The sequence below is a fragment of the uncultured Brevundimonas sp. genome (assembly GCF_937870815.1).
In the GTDB taxonomy this organism is placed as follows: Bacteria; Pseudomonadota; Alphaproteobacteria; order Caulobacterales; family Caulobacteraceae; genus Brevundimonas.
Genome location: NZ_CALMZS010000025.1, coordinates 1 through 14,965, shown reverse-complemented (window position 1 = coordinate 14,965; position 14,965 = coordinate 1). Strand labels below are relative to the sequence as shown.

The window sequence follows — 14,965 nt, the reverse complement described above, 5'->3', positions numbered from 1 at the left end:
GGAGCCGATTCCTCTGCCCAAGGACCCTCCATGCCCGACGCCCCGCCCGAGTTCCTCTACAAGCGCGTCCTGCTGAAGGTTTCGGGCGAGGTGCTGATGGGCGATCAGGCCTACGGCATCGACATGAAGACCGTGGCCACGGTCGCCGAGGCGGTGGCCCAGGTCGCCCGCGAGGGGGTCGAAATCTGCCTCGTTATCGGCGGCGGCAACATCTTCCGCGGGCTGAGCAAGGCCGCCGGCGACATGGACCGCGCCACGGCCGACTACATGGGCATGCTGGCGACGGTGATGAACGCCTTGGCCATGCAGGCGGCGCTGGAGAAGATCGGCGTCCAGACGCGGGTGCAGAGCGCCCTGACCATGAACGCGGTGGCCGAACCCTATGTGCGCCGCCGGGCCCTGCGCCATCTCGAGAAGGGCCGGGTGGTGATCTTCGCCGCCGGGGTCGGCGCGCCCTTCTTCACCACCGATTCCGGAGCCGCCCTGCGCGCCGCCGAAATGGGCTGCGACGCCCTGCTGAAGGGCACCAGCGTCGACGGCGTCTATACCGCCGACCCGAAGAAGGACGCCACCGCCACCCGCTACGACACCCTCAGCTATCACGACGTGCTGGCGAAGGATCTCAGGGTCATGGACGCCTCGGCCATCGCCCTGATGCGGGACTCGGGCATTCCGATCGTGGTCTTTTCGATCCGCGAGAACGGCTCCCTGCGCAGGACCCTGACCGGCGAAGGCACCTTCACCGTCATCACCTCCAACGCCAAGTCAGCCTGACAAGCCCTTCGAGAACGAGAGAAAAGACCATGGCCAAGCCTGATCTCAAGAGCTACCGCGAACGCATGGACAAGGCGGTCGCGGCGTTGAAGGAGGAATTCTCCGGCCTGCGCACCGGCCGCGCCAACACCGGCCTGCTCGACCCCGTGCAGGTCGAGGCCTACGGCTCCACGGCGCCGCTGAACTCCGTCGCCGCGATCAGCGTGCCCGAGCCGCGGATGATCTCGGTCAGCGTCTGGGACAAGGGCATGGTGGGCCCGGTCGAGAAGGCCATCCGCGCCGCCGGCCTCGGGCTCAATCCGATCGTCGACGGCCAGACCCTGCGCATCCCGATCCCGCCGCTGACCGAGGAGCGCCGCAAGGATCTGGTCAAGCTGGCCGGCAAATACGCGGAGCAGCAGAAGATCGCCGTCCGCAACGTCCGCCGCGACGCCAACGACGATCTGAAGAAGGCCGAGAAGGCCTCGGAGATCAGCCAGGACGAGCAGAAGAGGATGGAGGCCGAGGTGCAGAAGGACACCGACGCGGCCATCAAGCGTATCGACGAGACCTTGAAGGCCAAGGAAGTTGAGATCATGCAGGTTTGACGGCGCCTTTTGCCGTAGGATACGCGCCGGTCATGCCCGTCGAACCCCTTGATCCCCAGCCCGCGCCGGACGGGCCGCGCCACGTCGCCCTGATCATGGACGGCAATGGCCGCTGGGCGCAGGCGCGCGGCCTGCCGCGGACCATGGGCCATCGCGAGGGCGTCCAGGCGCTGAAGCGCACCGTGCAGGCCGCGCCGGCCCTGGGCATCCGCTGCCTGACGGTGTTCGGCTTCTCCACCGAGAACTGGCGGCGCCCGGCCGAGGAGGTCTCCGACCTGATGGGGCTGGTCCGCGCCTATGTCGCCAGCGACCTGAAGCGGCTGGAGCGCGAGGGCGTGCGGGTGCGCATTCTCGGCCGACGCGCGGGCCTGCCCGACGACATCGCCGAGATCGTCGGGCGGACCGAGGCCAGCACCGCCCACAACGACAAATTCCTGCTTCAGGTGGCCTTCAACTACGGCGGCCGGGCCGACATCGTCGACGCCGCCCGGCGGTATCTCGAACGGGTCCGGGCCGGGGAGGCGACCGGTCCGCTCGACGAGGACGCCCTGGGCCTCGGCCTGTCCACGGCCGGCGGGCCGCCCGTGGACGTCATCGTGCGCACCTCGGGCGAGCAGCGCCTGTCCAACTTCCTGCTCTGGGAAGCCGCCTACGCCGAACTGGTCTTCCAGGACGTGCTGTGGCCCGACTACGGCCCCGAGGCGCTCGCCGACGTCGTCGCCCAGTATCGCAACCGGGACCGGCGCTTCGGGGGCCTGGCCGCCGCGCCCGCGCTCGCGGCCGGCTGATGGCGGTACGGGCCGGCGACATAGGGATGAGGGCGGCGTCCGCCGTGGTGCTGGCGCCGGCGGCGGTGCTCGGCATCTGGGCCGGCGGGGGGTGGTTCCTCGCCCTGATGCTGCTGGCCTGCGCCCTGCTGGCGGCGGAATGGGCGATGATGAGCGCGGCCTCGGCCTGGCGGCCGATGGCCGGGGCCGTGGCCTTCGGCCTGTTCGCGTCGGTGATCTCGGCCCATGTCGAGCAACTGTCCCTGGCCCTGGTCATGCTGGTGTTCTGCGCCGCCGCCGCCGGCCTGTTCGCGCGCAGCCGGGGGCAGGAGGCGCTGGATGCGGCCTACGGCGTGTTCTATCTCGGCTGGCCGGCCATCCTGCTGATCTGGCTGCGCGACGGCTCGTCCGCCGGCGGCCTCGCCTGGACGGTGTCGGCCTTCGCCATCGCCTGGGCGTCGGACATCATGGCCTATCTGACGGGCAACCTGGTCGGCGGGCCGAAATTGTGGCCGCGCTTCTCGCCGAACAAGACGTGGTCGGGCTTCCTCGGCGGACTCGCCGCCGGGACCGGGGCCGGGGCCTGGCTGGCGACCTGGCTGGATCTCGGCATCGGACCCGGCTGGGGCGCGGTTCTCGGCCTCGGCGCGGCCCTCGCGACCATGGCCGGCGATCTGTGGGAGTCGGCCCTCAAGCGGCGCTATGGCGTCAAGGACGCGGGCAAGTTGATCCCGGGGCATGGGGGCCTGCTCGACCGCGTCGACGGGCTGATGTTCGCCGTCGTGGTGGTGGCCTGCGGCCGGCTGCTGTTCGGCGTCTTCGGAGCGGGCGCGTGATCCGCCGCCGCGTCACGGTTCTGGGGGCGACCGGCTCGGTCGGCGCCTCGACGCTGGAGCTGATGGCGCAGGCCGAAGCCGGCGGCGCCGGCGTCTTCGAGGTCGAGGCCCTGACCGGGGGCGCCAATGTCGCCCGGCTGGCCGAGCAGGCGCGGCGCTGGAAGCCGAGGCTGGCGGTCACCGCCGATCCCGCCCGGCTCGACGCGCTGCGGGAGGCGCTGTCCGGCACCGGGATCGAGGCCGCGGCCGGAGAGGCGGCCGTCATCGAGGCCGCGTCCCGGCCCGCCGACTGGATCATGGCCGCCATCGTCGGCGCCGCCGGCCTGCGCTCGGCCTGGGCGGCGGCGGCGACCGGGGCCACCCTGGCCCTGGCCAACAAGGAGAGCCTGGTCTGCTGCGGCCCCCCCCTGATCGATCGGGTGCGGCGCGCGGGCGGGCGGCTGATCCCGGTCGACTCGGAGCATTCGGCGATCTTCCAGGTGTTTCCCCACGACGCGCCCGAACAGGTCCGGAAGCTGGTCCTGACGGCGTCCGGCGGTCCGTTCCGGACCACGCCGCCCGAGGCCCTGGCCGGGATCACGCCGGAACAGGCCGTGGCCCACCCCAATTGGAGCATGGGGGCCAAGATCTCGGTCGACAGCGCCACCATGGCCAACAAGGGGCTCGAGGTGATCGAGGCGGCCTATCTGTTCGCCATGCCCGTCGACCGGATCGACGTCGTCGTGCATCCGGAATCGATCATCCACAGCATGGTCGAATACATCGACGGCTCGACCCTGGCCCAGCTCGGGCCGCCGGACATGAAGACGCCGATCGCCTGCGCCCTGGCCTGGCCGGAGCGCATCGCCTGGCCGGCGCCGAAGCTGGATCTGGCGGCGCTGGGCCGGCTGACCTTCGAGGCCCCCGACGAGGCCCGCTTCCCGGCCCTCAAACTGGCCCGCGAGGCGCTGCGGGCGGGCGGATCCGCCCCGGTCGTGTTCAATGCGGCCAACGAGGTGGCGGCCCTGGCGTTTCTTGACCGCCGCCTGGCCTTTCTCAATATTGCCGCAGTCGTCGCCGACACCTTGTCGCGCGTGACGGCCTCGGGGGTGGATTCCGGTTCCCGCAACGCCTGCGATGCGGCCCTGGCCGTGGACGCGCAGGCGCGGCGGGAGGCGGAGTCGATCGTCCGGGGTCTGGCCGCGGCGGCCTGAACGGCGGAGGATATCAATCGGCATGACGGGCTTCCTGGGCCAGGCGCTGCTCTACATCGTCCCGTTCCTGCTGGTGCTGACGTTCATCGTCACCATCCACGAACTGGGTCATTTCCTCGTCGCCCGCGCCTTCGGGGTGAAGGTCGACCGCTTCTCGGTCGGCTTCGGCAGGACCGTCGTCAGCCGGACCGACCGGCGCGGGACCGAATGGCGGATCGCCTGGCTGCCGCTGGGCGGCTACGTCAAATTCTCGGGCGACCTCGACCCGTCCAGCGTCCCGGACCAGGCCGGGCTGGCGGAGCTGCGCCAGCGTGTCGTCGCCGAGAACGGCCCCGGGGCCGAACGCGACTATTTCCATTTCAAGCCGGTCTGGCAGCGGGCCCTGATCGTGGCGGCGGGACCGGCGGCGAACTTCCTGCTGGCCCTGGTGCTGTTCACGGTGCTGTTCAGCGTCGTCGGCGAGCGGATCATCGCCCCGCGCGTGGCCGCGGTGGCGGCCGGCTCCCCGGCCGCCGCCGCCGGCTTCCAGCCGCGCGACCTGATCGTGGCCGTCAACGGCCGCCCGGTCGTGGAGACCGCCGAGGTCACCCGCATCGTCATGCTCAGCGCCGGCGACCCGGTGACCTTCACGGTCCGGCGCGCCGACCGGCCGGTGACGCTGACCGCCACCCCGGAACGCCGCCTCGAGGACGACGACATCGCCGGCCGGGTCCGGGTGGCCCGCATCGGCCTGGCCATGGGGCCGCTGGTCGCCGACGACTACCGCTTCCGCCGCCTCGACCCCGTCGAGGCCTTCGCCAAGGGCGCCGGAACCATCGGCTCCACGGTCGGCACGACGGCGACCTACGTCGGCCGCATCTTCACGGGCAAGGAGTCGGGCGACCTGCTCAACGGCCCGATCGGCATCGCCAAGGCGGCCGGCGGCGTGACCCGGCAGGCCGTGGCCGCCAATCCCGATCCCGGCTGGATGGCCGCCAACCTGGCGCTGACCTTCCTCAGCTTCGCCGCCCTGGTCTCGATCGGCATCGGCGTCGTGAATCTGTTGCCGATCCCGGTTCTCGACGGGGGCCACCTTCTGTTCTACGGCTATGAGGCTGTGGCGCGCAGGCCCGTCCCGGCGCGGGTTCAGGAGGTCGGCTATCGCGTCGGCCTTGCTTTGCTGGCGGGATTGATGTTGTTCGCCACCTGGAACGACCTGCAGAAAAACGGCCTGTTCACCTTCCTCGGCGGGCTCGCATGACGAGCCGACGCCAGCCCCCGATGGTTTCCCGCATGATCCGACAAGACGCGTCCCTTCGTTTCGCCCGCGGCCTCGGCCCGAGCCTGCTGGCCCTCGCGGCCGCGGCCGGCCTGTCCGGCCCGGCGCTGGCCCAGACCGCGCCGGCGGCCGCGCCGGCCCCGACCATCGTGATCGAGCCGGCCCGGGAGGCCCCGCCGCCCGCCGAGGCGCAGCGCGTCCAGGTCAACCGCATCCTGGTGCGCGGCAACCAGCGCATCGACCAGACCACGGTGCTGTCCTACCTGCCGATCCAGCCGGGGGACACGGTCGACGACGCCGTGCTGGACGTCGCCGTGCGCACCCTGACCCGGACCCAGCTGTTCGCCGACGTCCAGCTGGGCGTGCAGCCGAACGGCGACCTGATCGTCGAGATCGTCGAGAACCCGATCATCAACCAGGTGGTGTTCGAGGGCAACGCCGCCATCGCCGAGACCAAGCTGCGCGAGGAGGTGACGCTGCGTCCGCGCGGCATCTACACCCGCGCCCGGGTCCAGGAGGACGTCGGCAAGATCGTCGAACTGTACCGCCTGTCGGGCCGCATCTCGGCCACGGTCACGCCCAAGCTGGTCCAGCTCGACCAGAACCGCGTCGACGTCGTCTTCGAGATCGACGAGGGGCCGGAGACCGGGGTGCGCGCCATCACCTTCCTCGGCAACACCGCCTTCTCGGACGGCGACCTGCAGGACGTCATGGTCACCGAGCGGTCGGTGTGGTGGAAATTCTTCACCTCCAACGACAACTACGACCCCAACCGGCTCGACTACGACCGGGAGCAGCTGCGGAAATTCTACACCAACCGCGGCTATTATGATTTCCGGGTGCTGTCGGCGGTCGCCGAGCTGGCCCCCGACGACAGCGCCTTCGGCATCACCATCACCCTCGACGAGGGCGACCGCTACAATTTCGGCGCGATCGACGTGGTCACCGAGAACGACCGGCTGAATCCCGACTTCCTCAAGCTGCTGCTGCCGATCCGGACCGGCCAGCTCTATGAGAGCGACAAGATCGAGGCGGCCGTCGACGCCCTGACCTTCGCGGCCGGTTCGGCCGGCTACGCCTTCGTCGAGATCGAGCCGACCTACCAGGCCAATCCCGAGACCGACACCGTCGACGTCACCTTCAATGTGAAGGAAGGCCAGCGCGTCTACGTCGACCGCATCAACATCCTCGGCAACACCCGCACCCTCGACAACGTCATCCGCCGCGAGATGATGCTGAGCGAGGGCGACGCCTTCAACCGCACCCTGCTCGAGCGCTCGCGCAACAATCTGCGGGGGCTCGGCTTCTTCAAGGACGTCACCGTCGAGGAGGCGCGCGGCTCGGCCCCGGACCGCTCCGTCGTCAACGTCGCGGTCACCGAACAGCCGACCGGCGAACTGTCCGTCGGCGCCGGTTTCAGCTCGGTCGACTCCTTCGTCGTCAATCTCGGCATCACCGAGCGCAATTTCCGCGGCCGCGGCCAGAACGTCGTCGCCCGGGTCGAATGGGGGTCGCTGCGCCAGCAGGTCGATTTCCGCTTCACCGAGCCGAAATTCCTCGGCCGCGACCTGCGCGCCGGCTTCGACGCCTTCCATTCGCGCTACGACCTCAGCAAATATTCGTCGTACGACTATCGCTCGACCGGCGGCGGCGTGCGCCTGTCCTATCCGCTGAACGCCTACACCCTGTTCAGCACCCGCTATTTCCTGAAGTCGGACGAGATCATCGTCCCCGCCAATTTCTGCAGCGGCTCCACCGGCGGCTCCAACGCCCTGTGCGACCAGGTCGGCTCCTTCCTCAATTCCTCGGCCGGCTACACCCTGTTCGTCGACCGCCGCAACGATCCGCTGCGCCCGACCCGGGGCTGGACCGGCCGGCTGATCCAGGATTTCGCCGGCATCGGCGGGGACGTGAACTATGTGAAGACCGAGGCCGAGGTCTCGGCCTATTGGGGCATCGCGCCGGAGTGGGTGGTCAGCACCACCGCCTCGACCGGCTATGTCTCCGGCTGGGGCGGCGACCCGATCCGCATCAACGACCGCTTCTTCAAGGGCGGCAACAGCTTCCGCGGCTTCGAAACCGCCGGCATCGGCCCGCGCGACCTGCTCAGCACCGACGCCCTGGGCGGCAATTTCTACGCCATCGGCACGGTCGAGCTGACCGTCCCCAACGGCCTGCCGGAGGAATACGGCATCCGCACCTCGCTGTTCGCCGACGTCGGCACCGTCGGCCTGCTCGACGACCGCTACACCCTCAATCCGGACGGCACGCCCAGCGACCGCATCGTCGACGAGCTGGACCTGCGCGCCTCCGCCGGCGTCAGCATCCACTGGCGCTCGCCGATGGGGCCGATCCGCTTCGATCTCAGCCATGTTCTCGGCAAGGAAGAGTACGACAAGACCGAGACCTTCCGCTTCTCGACCTCAACCCAGTTCTAACCGACGGGCCTTCGCCCGCTCAAAGGCTTTGACCATGAAAACCCTCGCACTCGGCGCCTTCGCCCTCGCCATGCTGACCGCCTCGGCGGCTTCGGCCCAGGACCAGAATTTCGGGCCCGCGATCCCCGGCGTCTGCGTCTATCACCACGACCGTCTGCTCGCCCAGTCGACCGCCGGCCAGTCGGTCGCCGCCGGCATGCAGCGCCTCGGACAGGAGGTCCAGACCGAGCTCGCCCCGTTCGAGCAGTTCGTCCAGGGCGAGGTCCAGGCCCTGCAGCAGGGCCGGAGCACGATCCCCCAGGATCAGTTCGCCCAGCGCGAACAGGCGCTGAACACCCGCGTCCAGGAGGCCCGCCAGCTGGCCCAGACCCGCGACAACGAACTGCGCTACACCCAGGCGGTGCAGCTCCAGCAGATCGCCGAGGCGGCCGATCCGGTCATCCTGGCGCTCTACGCCGAACGCGGCTGCGGCATCCTGATCTCGCGCGAGACCGTCCTCCGGGTCAATCCGGCCATGGACATCACCGAGGCGGCGATCCAGCGCGTCAACGCGGCCCTGCCGTCGCTGTCGTTCACCCGCATGGCGGTGCCGGCCCAGCAGCCGGCCCAGTAACATGGGCCGAGGCCCCGATGCGCGGTTCTTCGAGCCGTCGCCGGCCCTGACGGTCGGTGAGCTCGCGGAGCGGATCGGGGGCGCGCTCGCGCGCGGCGGGGACCGGACGGTCTCCGCCGTCGCGCCGCTGGCCGTCGCCGGCCCGGGCGAGGTGGCCTTTCTGGGCGACCGCCGCTACCTGCCGGCGCTGTCGGCCAGCGCCGCGGCCTGCGTCATCGTTCCCGCGACCGCGGTCGAGGCCGCCCCGCCCGGGGCCGCCGTCATCGTCTCGGCCGAGGCCCAGGCCGCCTGGGCCCGGGCCTCGCTGCTGTTCCATCGGCCGCTGGCCCTGACCCGCGCCGCCGCGCCGGAGGCGGTCGCCGAGGACGACACCGTGGTGTTCGAACCCGGCGTGGTGCTCGGCCCCGGCGCCCGCGTCGGCCGCGGCAGCCGGATCGGCGCCCATACGGTGATCGGGCCCGGCGTGCAGATCGGCCGCGACTGCGTCGTCGGCTCCAACGTCACCGTCGGCTTCGCCCTGATCGGGGATCGCGTCCGCATCCTTTCCGGGGCCCGCATCGGCGAGCCGGGCTTCGGCGCGGCCGGATCGCACGCCGGTCCCGTCGACGTGCCGCAGCTGGGGCGGGTGATCCTGCAGGACGGCGTCAGCGTCGGCGCCAACACCTGCATCGACCGCGGCGCCTATGACGACACGGTGATCGGCGAGAACACCAAGATCGACAACCTGTGCATGATCGCCCACAATTGCGTGGTCGGCCGCAACTGCCTGATGGCGGCCCACACCGGCCTGTCGGGCTCGGTGACCGTCGGCGACGGCGTGATGTTCGGCGGCCAGGCCGGGGTCGGCGACCACCTGAGCATCGGCGAGGGGGCGCGGGTGGCGGCCGGGGCCGGCGTGCTCCAGGACATTCCGGCCGGCGAGACCTGGTCGGGCTATCCGGCGAAACCCCTCCGGCAGTCCTTGCGTGAAGCGGTCTGGCTCGCCAAACAGGCGTCCGGAAAGGCAGGCGCGAGGAAGGGCCGGGATGACTGACGAAACCGCCGCCGGGGAAGCCATCGGCTACGCCGAGGTGATGCGCCGCCTGCCGCATCGCTATCCCTTTCTCCTCGTCGACCGGGCCGAGGACTTCGTCTCCGGAACCTCGATCACCGGCATCAAGAACGTCACCCACAACGAACCCTATTTCCCCGGCCATTTCCCGATCGATCCGGTGATGCCGGGGGTGATGATCGTCGAGGCCATGGCCCAGACCGGCGCGCTGATGATGTCCAAGACCCTGGACGTCGCCGTCGAGGGCAAGGTCATCATGTTCATGTCGATCGACGGCGTCCGCTTCCGCAAGCCGGCCCGGCCGGGCGACCAGCTGCGCATGAAGGTGGTGGTGACCAGGCAGCGCGGCGATGTCTTCAAATTCCGCGGCGAGACCTTCATCGACGGCAGGCTGGCCGCCGAGGCCGACTTCGCCGCCATGGTGGTCACCGTCGAGGAGCCGGCCGGCTGATGGCGATTCACCCGACCGCCCAGATAGACCCCGCGGCCCGGCTGGGAGAGGGTGTCGAAATCGGGCCCTGGACCATCGTCGGGCCCAATGTGGTTCTCGGCGACGGGGTCAGGGTCGCCGCCCATGTGGTGATCCAGCAGGACACCACGGTCGGCGCCGGAACGACCATCCACCCCTTCTGCCTCCTGGGAGGAGACCCCCAGCATGGCGGTTACCAGGGCGAGCCGGTGGCGCTGGAGATCGGCGATGGCAACACCATCCGCGAACATTGCACCTTCAACCGGGGCACGCCGGGCGACCGGAAGCTGACCACCGTCGGCTCGAACGGCCTGTTCATGGTCGGCGCCCATGTCGGCCACGACTGCGTGGTCGGCGACCACGTCACCTTCGCCAACAACGCCACCCTCGGCGGACACGCCCGGATCGGCGATCGCGTCTTCCTGGGCGGCCTCGCGGCGGTGCACCAGTTCGGACGCATCGGCCAGGGGGCCATCGTCGGCGGCCTGTCGGCGGTGACCCGCGACGTGATCCCCTACGGCTCGGCCTGGGGCAATCACGTGCGCCTGCACGGCCTCAACCTGATCGGGTTGAAGCGCAAGGGCTACGGCAAGGACGCGCTCCGGCGGCTGCTGGCGGCCTATCGCGACATCTTCGAGGCCGGGGGCCTGTTCGCGGCGCGGCTGGACCGCGCCGCCGTCGCCTATGCGGACCTGCCCGAGGTCCAGGAGATCATCGCCTTCATCCGCGAAGACGCCCGGCGCCCCGTGGCCCTGCCGGACCAATGAGCAGGCTTGGTCTGATCGCCGGGGGCGGGGCCCTGCCGCTGTCGGTGGCGGCCCGCTGCGAGGCCGAGGGCCGGCCGGTGTTCGTGGTCCGGCTGACCGGCTTCGCCGACCCGCATCTGGCCCGTTATCCGGGCGTCGATGCGGGCATGGCCGAGATCGGCCGGGTGCTGGCGGCGCTGAAAAAGGCCGGCTGCGACGCCGTCTGCTTCGCCGGCACGGTCAGCCGGCCCGACTTCAAGACGCTGAAGCCCGACTTCAGGGGCGCGATCCTGCTGCCCGGCATCGTCGCCGCCGCCGCCCAGGGCGACGACGCCCTGCTGCGCAAGATCCTGTCGCTGTTCGAGGCCGAGGGCTACGCCATCGAGGGGGCCGACGACATCCTCGGCGGCGAGACCCTGCCGGCCGGTCCGCTCGGCGCGGTCAAACCGACCCCGGAGCAGTTGGCGGATCTGAAGAAAGCTCTACATGTAGCGGAAAAAACAGGTGAACTCGACATCGGACAAGGGGCGGTGGTGTGCGACGGCCTGGTGCTGGCGGTCGAGGCCCAGGAGGGCACCGACGCCATGCTGGTGCGGGTCGCCGGCCTGCCGGTCGACCTCAGGGGCTCCGGCGCCGACCGCAAGGGCGCGCTCGGCAAGGTCCCAAAGCCGATCCAGGACCTGCGGGTCGACATGCCGGTCATGGGCGCGCGGACCCTCGAGCTGGCCGCCGCGGCCGGGCTGGCGGGGGTCGGCGGCGTCGCCGGCCGACTGATCCTGATCGACCGCCCCGCCATCATCGAGGCGGCCGACCGCCTCGGCCTGTTCGTCTGGGGCGAGACCCGATGACCCGGCCGCTCAAGATCATGCTGGTCGCCGCCGAGGCCTCGGGCGACGCGCTCGGGGCGGGCCTGGCCGACGCGCTCAAGGCCCGGCTGGGGGACGAGGTGATGTTCGTCGGCGTCGGCGGGGCCCGGATGGCCGAGGCCGGGGTGGCCAGTCCCTTTGACATCACCGACCTGTCCGTGCTGGGCTGGCTTGAGGGGCTCAGGGCCTATGGCGTGGTCAGGCGGCGGGTGGCGGAGACCGCGGCCCTGGCCGCGGCCGAACGGCCGGACGCGGTCGTGCTGATCGACAGCTGGGGCTTCACCATCCGCGTCGCCCGGGCGATCCGCGCCCGGCTCCCGCACACCCCGCTGATCAAATACGTCGGTCCGCAGGTCTGGGCCTCGCGGCCGGGGCGGGCCCGGACGCTGGCCGCCTCGGTCGATCATCTGCTGGCCCTCTACGCCTTCGACGCGCCGTGGTTCGAGCGCGAGGGCCTGCCGACCACGGTCGTCGGCTCCCAGGCCCTGCACGTCGACATGGGCGGCGCCGACCCGGCCGCCTTCCGCGCGGCCCGGGGCATCGCCGCCGCCGCGCCGCTGCTGCTGGTCCTGCCCGGCAGCCGCCGGTCCGAGATCCGGCTGATGACCCCGGTCTACGAAGCCGCCGTCGTCCGCCTGAAGAAGGCCGACCCGACGCTGGAGGTCGCCGTGGTGGCGGCCGGGGCGGTGGCCGACCGCGTCGCCGCCGAGGTCGCCTCATGGCCGTTCCGGGCCCATCTGGTCCCCGAGGCCGAGAAATACTCGGCCATGAAGGCCGCCACCGTCGCCCTGGCGACCAGCGGCACGGTCTCCACCGAACTGGCCCTGGCGGGCGTGCCCATGGTCATCTCCTACCGGTTCCAGCCGCTCAGCTACGCGATCATGAAGCCGTTCTTCACCGGCAAATACGCGACCCTGTTCAACCACGCGGCGGACGAGGAGATCGCCCGCGAGCTGATCCAGGACGACGCCACCCCGGAGAAGCTGGCGGCCGAGGCCGGGCGGTTGCTGGCCGATCCCGAGGCCCGCGCCGGCCAGGCCGCCCGCCAGACGGCGGCGCTGGACCTGATGGGCCGGGAGGGCAGGGACCCTTCGGAGATCGCGGCGGACGCGGTGCTGAGGGTGATCGCGGCGAAGCAGGGCCGATAAGGTCGGGGAGGCGCCGCCCGGGCTTTCGCCCCGGCGCCGTCCGTTGATCATGTCACGAATGTCGCGGCCTTGTCCCTGTTGTGCCGCTCCCGATGTCGCGATTGTCTCGCCCGAATGTCTTGGACGGGAGTCCCGCCTGTCCCGGTCGCTTCGAGGCCTCAGCCCCGGTCCTGGATCGGGACGAAATCGCGCTCGGTCGGGCCGGTGTAGAGCTGGCGCGGGCGGCCGATCTTCTGGGTCGGGTCGCCGATCATCTCCTGCCACTGGGCGATCCAGCCGACCGTACGGGCCAGCGAGAACAGCACGGTGAACATCGAGGTCGGGAAGCCCATGGCCGACAGGGTGATGCCGGAATAGAAGTCGACGTTCGGGAACAGTTTGCGCTCGATGAAATACTCGTCGTTGAGGGCGATCCGCTCCAGTTCCTTGGCCACCTGGAACAGCGGGTCGTTCGGATCGCCGACCGCCTCGAGCACCTCGTCGGCGCTCTCCTTCATCACCTTGGCGCGCGGATCGTAGTTTTTGTACACGCGATGACCGAAGCCCATCAGCTTGTATTTCTTGGCCTTCACCCCCTCGATGAATTCGGGGATCCGCTCCGGCGAACCGATCTCCCCGAGCATGTTCAGGGCCTCCTCGTTGGCCCCGCCGTGCGACGGACCCCACAGGCAGGCGATGCCGGCGGCGATGCAGGCGAACGGATTGGCGCCCGACGATCCGGCCAGGCGCACCGTCGAGGTCGAGGCGTTCTGCTCGTGGTCGGCGTGCAGGATGAAGATGCGGTCCATGGCCCGGGCCAGCACCGGATTGACCTCATAGTCCTCGGCCGGCACCGCGAAACACATGCGCAGGAAATTCTCGGCGTAGCTCAGGTCGTTGCGCGGCGACACGAACGGCTGGCCGATGTGGTATTTATAGGCCCGCGCCGCGATGGTCGGCATCTTGGCGATCAGCCGGATGGCCGAGATGTTCCGCTGCACCGGGTCATGGATGTCCAGACTGTCGTGATAAAACGCCGACAGCGCCCCGACCGTCCCGACCATGATCGCCATCGGGTGGGCGTCGCGGCGGAAGCCCTCGAAGAAGCGGTCGAACTGCGAGTGCAGCATGGTGTGCATGGTGATGTTGCGCTCGAACGCCTCGTATTGCGAGGCGGTCGGCAGCTCGCCGTGCAGGAGCAGGTGGCAGACCTCGACGAAGTTCGACTTCGAGGCCAGCTGGTCGATCGGATAGCCGCGGTGCAGCAGCATGCCCTTGTCGCCGTCGATGAAGGTCAGGGCGCTCTCGCACGAGGCGGTCGAGGTGAAGCCGGGGTCGTAGGTGAAGGCGTCGGTCGCGGCGTACAGCTTGCGGATGTCGATCACGTCGGGGCCTGTCGAACCCGCCAGCACCGGCAATTCCACGGACTTTTCGCCATAGGTGAGAGTGGCCGAGCCGGCGGGTTTGGCGAGTTCAGTCATGAGAGCCCCTGGGTCAGACGGCGGCCTCGCGCAAGGGAGGCGGCGGGTCGCGTTTCAGTACGGAAGTCAGATAGTCTGTTGCAGCGCATCATTCAAACGCCCGAGGCTTTCCTGCCGCCCCAGGGCGGCCAGCGTCCTGGCGATGTCCGGCGAGGTCGAACCGCCGGTCAGCGCCGCGCGGGCCGCCGGCCCGATCTTGCCGAAGCCGACGCCTTCCTCCTGCGCGAAGACCTTGAGCTCGGCCTCCAGCGCGAACACGTCCCAGCTCTCGAACAGGGCCAACCGGTCGCGAAGCCGGCCGATTCGCCGCCCGTCGTCACCGCCCAGGCTCTCGCGGGCCTTGGCGGCGATGGCGATCGGACGGGTCTTGAGCACGAAGGCGGTCTGGTCGGCCAGCTCGAGCGTGGTCCTGGCCCGGTCCTTCACGAACGGCATGGCCCGGGTCAGGCGGACCTCGTCGTCGGGCCCGAGCGCGTGTCCCCGGGCCAGGTGGACGTCGAGGGTCAGCTTGGCCAGCCGGTCGTCATCGGCCAGCCGGATCCAGTGGGCGTTGACGTGGGCCAGCTTGTCGAAGTCCAGCCGCGCCGGGGCCCGGCCGATGCCGGAGAGGTCGAACCATTCGACCGCCTGGGCGTCCGAGAACAGCTCGTCGTCGCCGTGGGCCCAGCCCAGCCGGGCCAGGTAGTTGCGCATGGCCTCGGGCAGATAGCCCATCTCGGCGTATTCGTGCACCGCCTGGGCCCCGTGCCGCTTCGACAG

At 70.3% G+C, this 14,965-nt stretch carries 15 protein-coding genes; 13 read left to right on the top strand and 2 right to left on the bottom strand.

Features of this window, described 5'->3' with window-relative positions; translation table 11 throughout:
• The first annotated feature begins 30 nt into the window (after nucleotides 1-30).
• From pyrH to lpxB, 13 genes are read left to right on the top strand one after another with little or no spacing between them, the layout of a single operon-like run.
• Nucleotides 31-774 (top strand): UMP kinase, encoded by a 744-nt coding sequence (gene pyrH / locus Q0588_RS01830; RefSeq protein ID WP_298743226.1) that lies wholly within the window; start codon nucleotides 31-33, stop codon nucleotides 772-774.
• A gap of 29 nt (nucleotides 775-803) precedes the next feature.
• On the top strand, nucleotides 804-1,361 hold the full coding sequence (gene frr, locus Q0588_RS01825) for a ribosome recycling factor (protein WP_298743224.1): 558 nt from the start codon (nucleotides 804-806) through the stop codon (nucleotides 1,359-1,361).
• A gap of 32 nt (nucleotides 1,362-1,393) precedes the next feature.
• On the top strand, nucleotides 1,394-2,149 hold the full coding sequence (uppS, locus tag Q0588_RS01820) for a polyprenyl diphosphate synthase (protein ID WP_298743222.1): 756 nt from the start codon (nucleotides 1,394-1,396) through the stop codon (nucleotides 2,147-2,149).
• Between the two features lie 26 nt (nucleotides 2,150-2,175).
• Entirely contained in the window at nucleotides 2,176-2,964 is a 789-nt protein-coding gene (locus Q0588_RS01815; RefSeq protein ID WP_366872488.1) for a phosphatidate cytidylyltransferase, read from the top strand.
• Entirely contained in the window at nucleotides 2,961-4,157 is a 1,197-nt protein-coding gene (gene dxr / locus Q0588_RS01810) for a 1-deoxy-D-xylulose-5-phosphate reductoisomerase (protein WP_298743219.1), read from the top strand. Before Q0588_RS01815 ends, dxr begins: the two co-directional genes overlap by 4 nt.
• Before the next feature lie 22 nt (nucleotides 4,158-4,179).
• The gene (locus Q0588_RS01805) at nucleotides 4,180-5,397 is read left to right on the top strand and encodes an RIP metalloprotease (RefSeq protein WP_298743217.1); all 1,218 of its coding nucleotides are present in this window, start codon (nucleotides 4,180-4,182) and stop codon (nucleotides 5,395-5,397) included.
• Nucleotides 5,398-5,429: 32 nt separating this feature from the next.
• Nucleotides 5,430-7,853 (top strand): outer membrane protein assembly factor BamA, encoded by a 2,424-nt coding sequence (bamA, locus tag Q0588_RS01800; protein ID WP_298743215.1) that lies wholly within the window; start codon nucleotides 5,430-5,432, stop codon nucleotides 7,851-7,853.
• 34 nt (nucleotides 7,854-7,887) lie between these two features.
• Nucleotides 7,888-8,466: an OmpH family outer membrane protein gene (locus Q0588_RS01795; protein WP_298743213.1), complete on the top strand. Its 579-nt coding sequence runs from the start codon at nucleotides 7,888-7,890 to the stop codon at nucleotides 8,464-8,466.
• Between the two features lies 1 nt (nucleotide 8,467).
• Nucleotides 8,468-9,499, top strand: coding sequence for a UDP-3-O-(3-hydroxymyristoyl)glucosamine N-acyltransferase (lpxD, locus tag Q0588_RS01790; RefSeq protein ID WP_298743211.1), 1,032 nt, complete (start codon nucleotides 8,468-8,470; stop codon nucleotides 9,497-9,499).
• On the top strand, nucleotides 9,492-9,968 hold the full coding sequence (gene fabZ, locus Q0588_RS01785) for a 3-hydroxyacyl-ACP dehydratase FabZ (RefSeq protein WP_298743209.1): 477 nt from the start codon (nucleotides 9,492-9,494) through the stop codon (nucleotides 9,966-9,968). Before lpxD ends, fabZ begins: the two co-directional genes overlap by 8 nt.
• Nucleotides 9,968-10,753 (top strand): acyl-ACP--UDP-N-acetylglucosamine O-acyltransferase, encoded by a 786-nt coding sequence (lpxA, locus tag Q0588_RS01780; protein ID WP_298743207.1) that lies wholly within the window; start codon nucleotides 9,968-9,970, stop codon nucleotides 10,751-10,753. The genes fabZ and lpxA overlap by 1 nt, the downstream gene beginning before the upstream one ends.
• The gene (lpxI, locus tag Q0588_RS01775) at nucleotides 10,750-11,580 is read left to right on the top strand and encodes a UDP-2,3-diacylglucosamine diphosphatase LpxI (protein ID WP_298743205.1); all 831 of its coding nucleotides are present in this window, start codon (nucleotides 10,750-10,752) and stop codon (nucleotides 11,578-11,580) included. The genes lpxA and lpxI overlap by 4 nt, the downstream gene beginning before the upstream one ends.
• The gene (gene lpxB, locus Q0588_RS01770) at nucleotides 11,577-12,746 is read left to right on the top strand and encodes a lipid-A-disaccharide synthase (protein ID WP_298743203.1); all 1,170 of its coding nucleotides are present in this window, start codon (nucleotides 11,577-11,579) and stop codon (nucleotides 12,744-12,746) included. The genes lpxI and lpxB overlap by 4 nt, the downstream gene beginning before the upstream one ends.
• 158 nt (nucleotides 12,747-12,904) lie before the next feature.
• On the opposite strand, the gene gltA is transcribed toward lpxB, so the two are convergent.
• A complete protein-coding gene (gene gltA / locus Q0588_RS01765; RefSeq protein ID WP_298743201.1) occupies nucleotides 12,905-14,206 on the bottom strand; it encodes a citrate synthase in 1,302 nt (433 codons plus the stop codon).
• A 66-nt stretch (nucleotides 14,207-14,272) separates the two neighbouring features.
• Nucleotides 14,273-14,965 (bottom strand): glutamate--tRNA ligase family protein (locus Q0588_RS01760; RefSeq protein ID WP_298743199.1); only part of this gene is annotated, 693 nt, incomplete at its 5' end.

Excerpts from the sequence above, each read along its gene's own strand:
- lpxA (WP_298743207.1), top strand. The coding sequence starts at position 9,968 with ATGGCGATTCACCCGACCGCCCAGATAGACCCCGCGGCCCGGCTGGGA.
- lpxI (WP_298743205.1), top strand. The coding sequence starts at position 10,750 with ATGAGCAGGCTTGGTCTGATCGCCGGGGGCGGGGCCCTGCCGCTGTCG.
- Q0588_RS01815 (WP_366872488.1), top strand. The coding sequence starts at position 2,176 with ATGAGGGCGGCGTCCGCCGTGGTGCTGGCGCCGGCGGCGGTGCTCGGC.
- uppS (WP_298743222.1), top strand. The coding sequence starts at position 1,394 with ATGCCCGTCGAACCCCTTGATCCCCAGCCCGCGCCGGACGGGCCGCGC.
- lpxB (WP_298743203.1), top strand. The coding sequence starts at position 11,577 with ATGACCCGGCCGCTCAAGATCATGCTGGTCGCCGCCGAGGCCTCGGGC.
- Q0588_RS01795 (WP_298743213.1), top strand. The coding sequence starts at position 7,888 with ATGAAAACCCTCGCACTCGGCGCCTTCGCCCTCGCCATGCTGACCGCC.
- frr (WP_298743224.1), top strand. The coding sequence starts at position 804 with ATGGCCAAGCCTGATCTCAAGAGCTACCGCGAACGCATGGACAAGGCG.
- fabZ (WP_298743209.1), top strand. The coding sequence starts at position 9,492 with ATGACTGACGAAACCGCCGCCGGGGAAGCCATCGGCTACGCCGAGGTG.
- bamA (WP_298743215.1), top strand. The coding sequence starts at position 5,430 with ATGATCCGACAAGACGCGTCCCTTCGTTTCGCCCGCGGCCTCGGCCCG.
- Q0588_RS01805 (WP_298743217.1), top strand. The coding sequence starts at position 4,180 with ATGACGGGCTTCCTGGGCCAGGCGCTGCTCTACATCGTCCCGTTCCTG.
- lpxD (WP_298743211.1), top strand. The coding sequence starts at position 8,468 with ATGGGCCGAGGCCCCGATGCGCGGTTCTTCGAGCCGTCGCCGGCCCTG.
- pyrH (WP_298743226.1), top strand. The coding sequence starts at position 31 with ATGCCCGACGCCCCGCCCGAGTTCCTCTACAAGCGCGTCCTGCTGAAG.
- gltA (WP_298743201.1), bottom strand. The coding sequence starts at position 14,206 with ATGACTGAACTCGCCAAACCCGCCGGCTCGGCCACTCTCACCTATGGC.